The 11,935-nt window shown below is 36.2% G+C and carries 12 protein-coding genes; 9 read left to right on the forward strand and 3 right to left on the reverse strand.

The window, feature by feature from the left end:
• Positions 1 to 254: 254 nt before the first annotated feature.
• Complete coding sequence (locus FBR08_RS03030) at positions 255 to 614, reverse strand: four helix bundle protein (RefSeq protein ID WP_158961353.1); 360 nt, start codon at positions 612 to 614, stop codon at positions 255 to 257.
• 1,145 nt (positions 615 to 1,759) lie between these two features.
• On the opposite strand from FBR08_RS03030, the gene FBR08_RS03035 reads away from it, so the two are divergent.
• Positions 1,760 to 2,632, forward strand: coding sequence for an alpha/beta fold hydrolase (locus FBR08_RS03035; RefSeq protein ID WP_158961354.1), 873 nt, complete (start codon positions 1,760 to 1,762; stop codon positions 2,630 to 2,632).
• 26 nt (positions 2,633 to 2,658) lie between these two features.
• Positions 2,659 to 3,051, forward strand: coding sequence for a peptide-methionine (R)-S-oxide reductase MsrB (gene msrB, locus FBR08_RS03040; protein ID WP_158961355.1), 393 nt, complete (start codon positions 2,659 to 2,661; stop codon positions 3,049 to 3,051).
• A gap of 37 nt (positions 3,052 to 3,088) precedes the next feature.
• On the opposite strand, the gene FBR08_RS03045 is transcribed toward msrB, so the two are convergent.
• Positions 3,089 to 3,820, reverse strand: coding sequence for a biotin--[acetyl-CoA-carboxylase] ligase (locus tag FBR08_RS03045; protein ID WP_158961356.1), 732 nt, complete (start codon positions 3,818 to 3,820; stop codon positions 3,089 to 3,091).
• A gap of 102 nt (positions 3,821 to 3,922) precedes the next feature.
• Between FBR08_RS03045 and rsfS the strand changes: the two genes are divergently transcribed.
• The 7 genes from rsfS to FBR08_RS03080 all read left to right on the forward strand — a co-directional run bounded on the left by rsfS (position 3,923) and on the right by FBR08_RS03080 (position 9,476).
• Entirely contained in the window at positions 3,923 to 4,294 is a 372-nt protein-coding gene (gene rsfS, locus FBR08_RS03050) for a ribosome silencing factor (protein WP_158961357.1), read from the forward strand.
• Between the two features lie 19 nt (positions 4,295 to 4,313).
• Positions 4,314 to 6,278, forward strand: a complete 1,965-nt coding sequence (gene ftsH / locus FBR08_RS03055; RefSeq protein ID WP_158961358.1) for an ATP-dependent zinc metalloprotease FtsH — start codon at positions 4,314 to 4,316, stop codon at positions 6,276 to 6,278.
• A gap of 143 nt (positions 6,279 to 6,421) precedes the next feature.
• Positions 6,422 to 6,994, forward strand: a complete 573-nt coding sequence (locus tag FBR08_RS03060) for an LUD domain-containing protein (protein ID WP_158961359.1) — start codon at positions 6,422 to 6,424, stop codon at positions 6,992 to 6,994.
• A 3-nt stretch (positions 6,995 to 6,997) separates the two neighbouring features.
• Entirely contained in the window at positions 6,998 to 7,786 is a 789-nt protein-coding gene (locus tag FBR08_RS03065) for a phosphatidate cytidylyltransferase (RefSeq protein WP_158961360.1), read from the forward strand.
• Positions 7,787 to 7,789: 3 nt separating this feature from the next.
• Complete coding sequence (locus FBR08_RS03070) at positions 7,790 to 8,443, forward strand: phosphatidylserine decarboxylase family protein (protein ID WP_158961361.1); 654 nt, start codon at positions 7,790 to 7,792, stop codon at positions 8,441 to 8,443.
• Complete coding sequence (locus FBR08_RS03075) at positions 8,443 to 8,712, forward strand: acyl-CoA-binding protein (RefSeq protein WP_158961362.1); 270 nt, start codon at positions 8,443 to 8,445, stop codon at positions 8,710 to 8,712. Before FBR08_RS03070 ends, FBR08_RS03075 begins: the two co-directional genes overlap by 1 nt.
• Positions 8,709 to 9,476 carry a superoxide dismutase gene (locus tag FBR08_RS03080; protein ID WP_158961363.1) on the forward strand — a complete coding sequence of 256 codons (768 nt, stop codon included), beginning with the start codon at positions 8,709 to 8,711 and terminating at the stop codon, positions 9,474 to 9,476. The genes FBR08_RS03075 and FBR08_RS03080 overlap by 4 nt, the downstream gene beginning before the upstream one ends.
• A gap of 899 nt (positions 9,477 to 10,375) precedes the next feature.
• On the opposite strand, the gene dnaB is transcribed toward FBR08_RS03080, so the two are convergent.
• Entirely contained in the window at positions 10,376 to 11,914 is a 1,539-nt protein-coding gene (gene dnaB, locus FBR08_RS03085) for a replicative DNA helicase (protein WP_158961364.1), read from the reverse strand.
• Between the last annotated feature and the right edge of the window lie 21 nt (positions 11,915 to 11,935).

The raw sequence follows: 11,935 nt of genomic DNA on the forward strand, positions 1-11,935 counted from the left end.
TTTGTTGAACTTATTCTTTAGTTAGATCATTTTTCTTTTAACAAAAAGAAGATTTTATATACTAAGGAAACTTTACGAAAAAGCGAAAATACAGAAAAGCAAAAAAGCCTTTTCGTTTTTTTGCTAGTTGCGTTTTTGTTGAACTTAATCTTTAGTTAGATCATTTCCCTTTCAATGAAAAGAAAATTGTTTATACAAGAGGTACTTTACAAAAAAAGCGAAAATACAGAAAAGCAAAAAAGCCTTTACGCTAGTTACTCCCTCAGCTTATTGCCTAAACTTTGTAATTGATTTGTAATCAATTCAATTTTTTGCCTAAGTACACGATATTCTTCTTCCGATATAAAACCTAAATCTAAACTTAGAATTAAAAAATTAATCACTTCAATGGCTGAAGAGTATGCTATGTTTAACATGTGTAATCTATCCTTATTTGTTGCTCGAGACATTCCTTCCGCAACATTTGCAGTCACACTTGAGACAGCGCGTCGAAGTTGGGAAACTAAACCGAATTTTTCATCATTAGGGTAATTTCTTGTAACAATATAAATATCTTTTGTTACACTTCTAGCATTTTGCCATACTAAAAGCTTTTCAAAATAAAAAACATGCATAACTAAACAATATTAAAATTAAACGTCGTTATTCATACAAAACTTATTCCACAAGTTGATTTATTGGAGAGTTTTTTTGTGGGGTGCTTTTTTGTGGGATGCTTTTTTGTGGGGTGCTTTTTTGCTTTTTCGTTAGTTGCGTTTTTGTTGAACTTAATCTTTAGTTAGATCATTTTTCTTTTAACAAAAAGAAGATTTTATATACAAAGGGAAACTTTACGAAAAAGCAAAAATACAGAAAAGCAAAAAAGCCTTTTCGTTTTTTTGCTAGTTGCTTTTTTGTGGGGTGCTTTTTTGCTTTTTCGTTAGTTGCGTTTTTGTTGAACTTAATCTTTAGTTAGATCATTTTTCTTTTAACAAAAAGAAGATTTTATATACAAAGGAAACTTTACAAAAAAGCGAAAATACAGAAAAGCAAAAAAGCCTTTTCGTTTTTTTGCTAGTTGCGTTTTTGTTGAACTTAATCTTTAGTTAGATCATTTTTCTTTTAACAAAAAGAAGATTTTATATACAAAGGAAACTTTACGAAAAAGCGAAAATACAGAAAAGCAAAAAAGCCTTTTCGTTTTTTTGCTAGTTGCGTTTTTGTTGAACTTATTCTTTAGTTAGATCATTTCCCTTTCAATGAAAAGAAAATTGTTTATACAAGAGGTACTTTACAAAAAAACGAAAATACAGAAAAGCAAAAAAGCCTTTTCGTTTTTTTGCTAGGTGCTTTTTTGTTGAACTTATTCTTTAGTTAGATCATTTCCCTTTTAACAAAAAGAAAATTGTTTATACAAGAGGTACTTTACAAAAAAGCGAAAATACAGAAAAGCAAAAAAGCCTTTTCGTTTTTTTGCTAGTTGCGTTTTTGTTGAACTTATTCTTTAGTTGAATCATTTTTCTTTTAACAAAAAGAAGATTTTATATACTAAGGAAACTTTACAAAAAAGCGAAAATACAGAAAAGCAAAAAAGCCTTTTTGTTTTTTTTGCTAGTTGCGTTTTTGTTGAACTTATTCTTTAGTTAGATCATTTCCCTTTTAACAAAAAGAAGATTTTATATACTAAGGAAACTTTACAAAAAAACGAAAATACAGAAAAGCAAAAACAAAAGACGTCTGCCAATATATTTTGTACTTTTGTTTCAAATGTTTTTAACTCATGCAAAACAATTCAAAAAAAGCAAAACATTCCTTAGAAGTACCTAAGTCAATTATTTGGACAGGAAAGATGTTACAATGTTTCTCTCTTCCATTAGCGGCTAAATTTGCACAGAATCTCTTTATCACACCTATAAAATTCAAAACACCCAAGCGAGAAAAGGAAATGCTCGCCAAAAGCAAACGCAGTAAATTGTATGTCAATGCCATTAAGAAAGACATTGTCATGTACGAATATGGCATCAACAAAAGAGCCAACAAGAAAGCGCTATTAATTCACGGTTGGAACGGTCGTGGGACCCAATTGGTTACCATTGCCAATATTTTAATTCGCCAGGGATACGACATTGTGAGTTTTGATGCTCCTGGTCATGGTTTTGCACCCAAGACGAAAACGAATTTAACCGAATTCATCGCTTCTGCTTTTGAGATTGAAAAGCAATTTGGCCCTTTTGAATTAGTTGTTGGACATTCGCTAGGTGGGATGACAACGATGAACGCTTTGCGCGATGGACTTCAAGCAAAAAAAGCGATTATTATTGGCAGTGGAGATATTGTACAAGATGTGATTGAAGATTTCGTGAAGCAACTTCAACTAAAACCTCGTATTGCAGAAATTATTAAAATGCGCTTTGAAAAACAATTCAACCGCACGATGGACAGCTATTGCGTGCATAAAGCGGCAGAACAAATTGCCATTCCCCTACTCATTATACACGACGAGGATGATATTGATGTACCTATTAAAGCGGCCTATGAAATTAAAAAACACGCACCAAACAGCCAATTAATGATTACTAGTGGGCTGGGGCATCGCAAGGTATTAGGCGATAAAAAAGTTATTGAGCGCATTCGCGATTTCACACAAGAATAAAGAAGATTACGCTAAACTCTCTCATTATGAAAAAAGACAAGAACACCACCGAACAAGAGTGGAAAGAAATCCTAACAGAAGAGCAATACTACGTTTTAAGAGAAAAAGGTACAGAGCGTCCTTTCACTGGAATTTACACTGATTTTTTTGAAGGCGGACACTACCATTGTGCTGGATGCGGGCAGTTGCTATTTGAAGCTCAAACGAAATTCGATTCTGCTTGTGGTTGGCCCTCTTTTGACCAAGCGATCGACGGCAGTGTATCCTACATCAAAGATGTATCACACGGCATGATTCGCGTAGAAGTTGTCTGTTCAAACTGCCAGGGGCATTTAGGTCATGTATTTCCTGACGGACCTCAAGAAACAACAGGGCATCGCTATTGCATCAACTCCATTTCGATTACCCATCAAAAATAAGATACACAGTTCAAAATAAGGGTTTCCTTATTTTGAACTAATATAGGAGCTGAACCTCTTTTAGGGCAAATTCCAATTCGCCTTGATCTTCGGTTTCTATCACTAATTTACCATAGGCTGTCACGTTTCGAATAATACCATTAAAACGCTCTCCCTCAGGTTTTTGAAATACAGAAACTACATCTTTTCGATACAGATGGGCTTTGTATTTTTCCCATAAAGCCAGTGTATTCTCTTGCTGTAATTCCTCATAACCTTCTTTTAGTTCAGCAAGCAAAGCATGTAAAAGTAAGTCTTTATCTATGTTATTCCCCTGTAGCAACGCCAAAGAACTCGCTTTACTTAGGGCAGGAAAATGAAGCTGATTTACATTAATACCAATACCAACAACAGAAAACACCTCCCCATTTGCCTTGATAATATTCTCGATTAATATGCCACCTACTTTCTTGTTTGCAGACAAAATGTCATTTGGCCATTTAATAAAATATGGCAGAGATGTTATTTTTTTTAAAGTAGTTGCCACGCGCAAAGCGACCATCACATTCAAGTCAAAGACCCCCGTTACCGCTTGAGGGCTACTCTTCATCAAAACACTAAAAGTCAAGTTACTACCTGCTTCAGAAACCCAACTTTCTCCTCTTTGTCCTTTCCCTGCAAATTGATTTTCTGTGACAATTGTAGTGAAGTTTTCCAAATTACAATTTGTTAACATCGCTCTTAAATAAGTATTTGTGGACGCAGTGGCATCGAGTTTGATGATATTCATATAAAATTATTGTAGTCTAATCAGAAGCGATTCACTATATTTGAACCCAAAATTAGGAAACATATTTTTGTTAACTTGAAGAAATTTAGATAAAATCAATAAATGACAAACAAAACTATCAACAACGACGAATTGATTGCTAATATTATCAAAGGAATTGAAGCTGTAAAAGGGGAAAATACGACGATTTTAGATTTAAGAGAAATAGATAACACACCTTGTGATTATTTCATTATATGCGATGGGAATTCGAATACGCAAGTCAATGCGATTGCAGGTTCCGTTCAAAAAATTGTATCAAAAGAATTACACGACAAACCTTGGCATGTTGAAGGTGAGATTAATGCAGAATGGATTTTAATGGACTACGTTAATGTAGTAGTACACGTGTTCCAGAAATCGATTCGCGAATTTTACAACTTAGAGAGCTTGTGGGGAGACGCAAAGATTACAAATATCAACAGCCAATACTAAACTTTAAAATTTATTCTTCATGGCGGGAAACATAAAACCAAACCAAAACAAACCCAAATTTAGCCCGTGGATTTTATACGCGAGCATTGTGGTTATCGTATTGGTTATAAACTTTTTATCGAACAGCAGTGGTGTTGGAGATTCCAAACAACTGAGTCTTTCTAAATTTTTCGACTACCTAAAAGAAGGAAAAGTAGAAAAGGTAGAATTCAATCGTTCTGTTGCTAAGGTATATTTGACGAAAGATGCTTTACAGAGTAAAGATTTTGAAGAATTACAACGAAAGTCAATCCTAGGTAAAGAAAGTACAGGTCCACAGTTTGTAACTGAAATAGGTAACTCTGAGATATTCCAAAAGAAATTAGACGAGGCAGCTGGAGAAGGCAAATTAGTGGAGTATAAATCCGAACCAGAAAGCAATTGGGGCGATTATTTTATTAGTTTCCTTCCTATCATCATTATCATTGGATTTTGGTTATTTATGATGAAGAGAATGACTGGTGGCGGTGGTGCTGGCGGTGGCGGGCAAATTTTCTCTATTGGAAAATCAAAAGCCAAGCTTTTTGACGAGAAAAATGACCTCAAAATAACGTTTAGTGATGTTGCAGGATTAGAGGGGGCAAAAGAAGAAATTGTAGAAATAGTAGAATTCTTAAAGAACCCTGAGAAATATACTTCCATTGGAGGGAAAATACCAAAAGGAGCGCTTTTAGTAGGGCCTCCAGGAACAGGTAAGACACTATTAGCTAAAGCAGTGGCAGGAGAGGCGAAAGTACCTTTCTTCTCCTTGTCCGGATCTGATTTTGTTGAGATGTTTGTGGGTGTTGGAGCATCGCGTGTACGCGATTTATTCAAACAAGCAAAAGAAAAATCTCCTGCTATTATTTTCATCGATGAGATTGATGCTGTAGGTAGAGCACGTGGAAAAAGCAATTTCTCTGGTTCAAATGACGAAAGAGAAAACACGCTAAACCAATTGTTAACTGAGATGGATGGTTTTGGTTCTCATACCAATGTTATCGTATTAGCAGCGACAAATAGAGCTGAAATCTTAGATAAAGCTTTATTGCGTGCAGGTCGTTTTGACAGACAGATTTACGTTGATCTTCCCGATGTTAAGGAAAGAGAAGCAATCTTCAATGTACACTTGCGCAACATCAAACGAGTAGATGATTTAGACATTGATTTCTTGGCAAAACAAACACCGGGATTCTCTGGAGCTGATATTGCCAATGTTTGTAACGAAGCCGCTTTAACAGCAGCGCGTAAGGACAAGAAAGAAGTAGATATGCAAGACTTCTTGGATGCGGTAGACCGAATTATTGGAGGTCTTGAAAAGAAAAACAAAATCATCACCGTAGAAGAGAAATACGCTATTGCAATACACGAAGCAGGTCACGCAACAGTAAGTTGGATGTGTGAACACGCAGCACCACTTGTAAAAGTAACCATTGTTCCTCGCGGACAAAGTTTAGGAGCTGCTTGGTACCTACCTGCAGAGCGACAAATTGTACGTACGGAACAAATGTTAGACGAAATGTGTGCTACTATGGGTGGACGTGCTGCGGAGAAAATTGTTTTTGACAAAATCTCTACAGGAGCGTTAAGTGACCTTGAAAAGGTAGCCAAACAAGCGAGAGCTATGGTAACCATTTACGGTTTAAATGACAAGCTAGGAAACATTACGTATTATGATTCATCAGGTCAAAGCGAATACAACTTTAGCAAACCTTATTCAGAAGATACGGCTAAAGTAATTGACCAAGAAATCTCCAAGTTAATTGAAGGACAATATGAGCGCGCTCAAGCCATCTTAACTGAACACAAAGACAAATTAATCCAACTGGCCGATTTACTTTGTGAGAAAGAGGTAATTTTCCAAAAAGATTTAGAAAATATCTTTGGTAAACGTCCTTTTGACAAATCAAATCCAGAGGAAAATCCGATTCAACCTCAAACGGATACAGAAAATACAATCGCTTAGTAAGACTTTACTAAGAATCAATATAAAAATCTTAACTTAAAGACCCATTTAAGTTAAGATTTTTTTTATCTTTGAAAATAATAAAATTTATACATTTCGACACTTAGCGTATGAGCTTTCTAAAGAAGTTAATTAGCGGATTTATGTCAAAACAAAGCAACGAAGAGGCTGATGATTTAAGAAGCCAATATCTTCCAGAAACTGTTATGCCTGTTGATGACCTTTTCACTGTTAACTTTAAGCATAACGGCGGTAAGTTTTTATACTGCGATACCCAAACCGAATTACAAGAAGCTTTTGTCAATGTTTTGATTGAAAATGACTGGTTTGAAAAGCAAGCTTTAACGAATGAAAAACAATTTCATTCGCTGTTGAAAGAGAATAACATCAACTTTATCAATGCTAAGCAGCCTTTATTTTTTGTTTCATCCTGTGAAAGCTTAATCGCTGACGATGGAGCTATTCTGTTTTGTGACAAACAACTTAAGGACTATAAGCCGCATGAAATTCCCGACAATGTTATTATCATTGCCGCAACAAGTCAAATTACACGAACAAAAAGCGATGGACTTCGCGAGATAAAAAGAAAATACAGCAGTGCCTTGCCTACCAATATTACGGCAATCAATTGCTTTAAGCCTTCTGCCAATCAAGATTTCTTAAGTTATGGCAGATCTCCTAAAAACTTATATTTACTTTTATTAGAAGATCTATAAATTATGTCTGAAACCATTAAAAGAGCAATATCAGGTATTATCTATATTGTTCTACTGCTAAGTGCAACTTTATACGATGCACTAACATTCAAAATACTCTTTGGTTTTTTTATGGTTGTAGCAGCTTACGAGTTTGCTAAATTGATTAAACTATCCAAATACTTTTGTGTGGGTGTCAGTTTGGTTGCTGTTGCAGCTCTCTTCCAAGATTATGTTGCACTTCCAATTCAGACCATGGTAATGGTAACTTTTTTAATTTTACTTGCTATTACAGCAGAATTATTTACCACCCGTAAACCCAATCGCAGTTTACCACTAAAGATTATTATTTTTCTAGGCTATGTAATTGGTACTTTTTTCGCTTTTTTACATCTTCCTTATACGGCCGAAGGCTATCAACCACAAATCGTAATAGGCATCCTACTACTGGTATGGACCAACGATACTTTTGCCTATATTGTCGGCAAGAAATTCGGCAAACACAAGCTATTTGAACGCATTTCGCCAAAGAAAACAATTGAGGGTCTCTTAGGGGGAATTCTATTCGCTATTATCGCATCACTTATACTAAATCACTTTTTTACCTTTTTAAATGTGTATATTTGGATTGCAAGTGCTATTTTTGTAGGATTATTTGGCACACTTGGCGACTTAGTTGAATCTCATTTCAAACGAGAAGCAGGCGTAAAAGATAGTGGCAGTATCATGCCAGGACACGGAGGTATCTTAGATCGCTTAGACAGTATCTTATTTATCTCACCATTTTTGTATATCATTTTTCAAATTTTATAAGTCATGTTTCATAAAGAAGGAACTAAAATTATTTTTTTCTCGTTAGTAGTCGCTGTAATCTTTATTGTAGTTTTAGATTATGTGATAACGATTGATTGGTTAAGAATGACCTTGTCATCTATTATTCTAGCCCTGCTAATCTTGGTCTTGCAATTCTTTAGAAATCCAAACCGAAACATTACCCCTAACGACCACGTTATTGTGGCGCCTGTGGATGGAAAAGTAGTTGTAATCGAAGAAGTTTATGAGCCTGAGTACTTTAAAGACAAACGTTTAATGGTTTCTATCTTCATGTCTCCAATTAACGTACACGTTACGCGTTACGGGTTAAGCGGATTGATTAAATACAGTCAATATCACGCGGGAAAATACCTTGTAGCTTGGCATCCGAAGGCAAGTGAAGAAAACGAAAGAACGACAGTTGTCATCGAAAATCAAGTTTTTGGAGAGGTAATGTATCGCCAAATTGCAGGTGCATTAGCCAAACGCATTATAAATTATGCAAAACCAGGGATGCAAGCCATTCAAGGAACAGATGCTGGTTTTATTAAATTTGGATCTAGAGTAGATTTATATTTGCCGATTGGAACAAAAGTAGATGTGGTATTAAACCAAAAAGCTATTGGTAACAAAACGGTAATTGCAAAAAAACAATAATGAACGAGCAACTAGATAAAGACTTCTTAGAAGCCTATAACCGAATTTCAAAGGAAGCGAGAAATTTGGCACCCGATGTTATGCTGCGGATTTATGCGTATTACAAACAAGCAACCAATGGTTTGAGTCACCAAGACTTTGAACATATGTCGCATGATTTGAAAAAAGCGTTTAAATTCAATGCTTGGACTCAGGTCAGTCACCTATCCACTGAACAAGCGAAAACAGAGTACATCAAGCTAGCTCAATCTATTTTAAGCGAAGAATGAAAAACATCAAGTTGTTACACCTCGCATTTCTTTTTTTAGCCCTATCAGCGTCTTCTTGTGGCAAGCAAAATGACCGCATTGAAGTAGAGATTCCTAAAAGAGAAACATTTGTCGTAGAGAAGAAATCGGTTCTTGGGCAGGAAAAAGTAAAAACCAAACAAGGCCCTTTCGATATGCCCGCGCTTTCTTTTCAATATGAAGAGATCGAGGACTTGTTTAAACCCGAAGATCTAGCGCTTCACTATGGTGTAATTCACTTGGACTACGTAAATCGATTAAACACAGCTATTCACAATACACCTTATGTTACGGATAGCTTGGTGGGGATTCTAAACAAAGTTACACCCGCACAAATTGAGATAGCAAATTTAGCCGGCGCTTCTTATAATCACGATTTCTTTTGGCAGTCTATTAATAAAAATACAACAACGAGCCCTAATACAAGCTTATCTGCTTTGATAACTTCTAGCTTTGGCTCGTACAACAATTTAAAAGCTGAAATCACGCGAATCGCAGTAGAATTCGAAGGAGCTGGTTGGTTGTGGTTGTTGGTTGACCACCGCAATAACTTGACTTTGGTTACCACTGACAACAACACAAATCCAATCACTTTAAGACTGGGAAAACCTCTTTTAGTTATTGATTTATGGGAACACGCTTACTTGCCTTTGTATAAAAACGACAAAGAAAAATACATCAAAGCACTGCTTCCTCATTTGAATTGGGAGTTTGCCAATCGCAGATTGGAAAATAGAGAGAGGTAAATAGAGAGAGGGGAAAAGGGTAAATACTCTGATTTAATTCTATCCTTGCTTTTTTGTTTTGCTTTTTTGCTTTTTTGCAAGGTGCTTTTTTGCGTAATTCTTTCGATTAAAGAGTACATGTCTATTTAGACAATTTCAACCGTCAACCGTCAACCGTCAACTGTCAACTATTAACCTCACCCTAAGATAGACACATCTGTCACTCAACACTGGTTCTGCTTTTTTACAAGGTACTTTTTTGTTATGCTTTTTTGTTTTTTTGCAAGGTGCTTTTTTGCGTAATTCTTTCGATTAAAGAGTACATGTCTATTTAGACAATTTCAACCGTCAACCGTTAACTGTCAACCGTCAACTGATTACTATTCATCTCATCTAAACAAAAAAATCACTCCTATAAAGGAATGATTTTCTTACTATTGAATATCTTCTGTCAACCGTCAACTGTCAACCGTTAACTATTCATCTCATCTAAACAAAAAAATCACTCCTATAAAGGAATGATTTTCTTACTATTGAATATCTTCTGTTAACTGTCAACTGTTAACTGTCAACTGTTAACTGTCAACTATTAACTATTAACCTCCCCCTAAGATAGACGCAGCGGATGCGACCCTTCGTTTCCTCAGGGTGACATACAGACCGGAGTGACAGGTTGGTAAATTGCCATTTGCCACTACGAGTTATTCCTCATCATCTCATCTAAACAAAAAAATCACTCCTATAAAGGAATGATTTTCTTACTATTGAATATCTTCTGTTAACCGTCAACCGTCAACTGTCAACCGTCAACCGTTAACTATTCATCTCATCTAAACAAAAAAATCACTCCTATAAAGGAATGATTTTCTTACTATTGAATATCTTCTGTTAACCGTCAACCGTCAACTGTCAACCGTTCACTAAAACGGTACATCATCATCGTTAAATACATCCCTGGCGGGTGGTAAGTGTTGTGTCATATTGGCTCCACCTTCATTAATAGCGGAAGAATACACTCCATCACCACCAGTAAAACCTTCCATACGTGCATCTTCATCTAGGTTATCAAACTTACCAAACATACCTAAGAATTTTAGGCGGATATTGTCCAAACCACCATTTCTGTGTTTTGCTACAATAAATTCAGCTTGTCCTGCTGTAGGAGAACGGAACTCATCATCCCATTCTTCAATTTTATAGTACTCTGGACGATAAATAAACGATACGATATCCGCATCTTGCTCAATCGCTCCAGACTCCCTTAAATCCGATAATAAAGGTCGTTTAGACGTTCCTCTTGTTTCTACCGCACGCGATAACTGCGACAAGGCGATAACAGGAATATCCAACTCCTTGGCTAACGCTTTTAAATTTCGAGAAATCGTTGAAATCTCTTGCTCACGGTTTCCACCACCTTTTTGGCTTCCTCCTGCTGTCATCAACTGCAAGTAGTCAATCACGATTAGTTTAATGCCGTATTGCGAAGCTAAACGCCTTGCTTTCGCACGTAAATCGAAAATAGACAACGAAGGTGTATCATCGATAAACAAAGGTGCACGTTCAAGATCTTTCACTTTTACGTTCAATTGCTCCCATTCGTGTTTCTCTAGTTTACCTGTACGCAATTTCTCAGAGGACAATCCTGTTTCTGAGGAAATCAAACGCGTAATTAGCTGAACAGAGGACATCTCTAAGGAGAAAAAGGCTACTCCTGCTCCTGCTTCAATGGCAATATTACGTGCCATCGATAATACAAAAGCCGTTTTCCCCATCCCTGGACGTGCAGCGATAATAATCAAATCACTCGGTTGCCATCCAGACGTTAGCTCATCTAATTTATGAAAACCCGTAGGCAAACCACTCAATCCTTCTTTGGTACTAATTTCTTCGATTCGCTTTTTGGCTTGTGCCACTAAACTTTGAGCTGTTTCCGAGCTCTTTTTAATATTTCCTTGTGTAACCTCATAAAGCTTCGCTTCCGCTTTGTCCAACAAATCAAAAACATCGGTTGTTTCATCATAAGCGTCTTCGATAATTTCATTTGAAATTCGAATCAAACTGCGTTGAATAAATTTCTGCAGTATCACACGAGAGTGAAATTCAATATGCGCCGAAGAACTGATTTTTTGCGTTAAGCTAACCAAATAAGCATCCCCACCTGCGATATCCAGTTTTGCGTTTTTTCGCAGCTGAGCAGATACAGTCAACAAATCAATAGGTTGGTTTCCCACGAACAATTGATCAATTGCTTCAAAAATATACTTGTGTCCTTCCTTATAAAAAGCATCAGGCTGAAGGATATCAATCACTTCGTCAATTCCCTTTTTATCAATCATCATTGCACCCAACACAGCCTCCTCAAAGTCAGTAACTTGAGGCGGTAACTTCCCTTTCTCTAAAGCAATTACATCTTTATTAAAAGAGCTGGCATAGGTACGTATATCTTTTGCTTGTTCCATAATGCGAAAATAACTCTTTTT

The sequence above is a fragment of the Myroides fluvii genome, assembly GCF_009792295.1.
Taxonomy (GTDB): domain Bacteria; phylum Bacteroidota; class Bacteroidia; order Flavobacteriales; family Flavobacteriaceae; genus Flavobacterium; species Flavobacterium fluvii_A.

Coding starts and splice junctions, on each gene's coding strand:
- FBR08_RS03030 (WP_158961353.1), bottom strand. CDS start 614: ATGCATGTTTTTTATTTTGAAAAGCTTTTAGTATGGCAAAATGCTAGA.
- FBR08_RS03035 (WP_158961354.1), top strand. CDS start 1,760: ATGCAAAACAATTCAAAAAAAGCAAAACATTCCTTAGAAGTACCTAAG.
- msrB (WP_158961355.1), top strand. CDS start 2,659: ATGAAAAAAGACAAGAACACCACCGAACAAGAGTGGAAAGAAATCCTA.
- FBR08_RS03045 (WP_158961356.1), bottom strand. CDS start 3,820: ATGAATATCATCAAACTCGATGCCACTGCGTCCACAAATACTTATTTA.
- rsfS (WP_158961357.1), top strand. CDS start 3,923: ATGACAAACAAAACTATCAACAACGACGAATTGATTGCTAATATTATC.
- ftsH (WP_158961358.1), top strand. CDS start 4,314: ATGGCGGGAAACATAAAACCAAACCAAAACAAACCCAAATTTAGCCCG.
- FBR08_RS03060 (WP_158961359.1), top strand. CDS start 6,422: ATGTCAAAACAAAGCAACGAAGAGGCTGATGATTTAAGAAGCCAATAT.
- FBR08_RS03065 (WP_158961360.1), top strand. CDS start 6,998: ATGTCTGAAACCATTAAAAGAGCAATATCAGGTATTATCTATATTGTT.
- FBR08_RS03070 (WP_158961361.1), top strand. CDS start 7,790: ATGTTTCATAAAGAAGGAACTAAAATTATTTTTTTCTCGTTAGTAGTC.
- FBR08_RS03075 (WP_158961362.1), top strand. CDS start 8,443: ATGAACGAGCAACTAGATAAAGACTTCTTAGAAGCCTATAACCGAATT.
- FBR08_RS03080 (WP_158961363.1), top strand. CDS start 8,709: ATGAAAAACATCAAGTTGTTACACCTCGCATTTCTTTTTTTAGCCCTA.
- dnaB (WP_158961364.1), bottom strand. CDS start 11,914: ATGGAACAAGCAAAAGATATACGTACCTATGCCAGCTCTTTTAATAAA.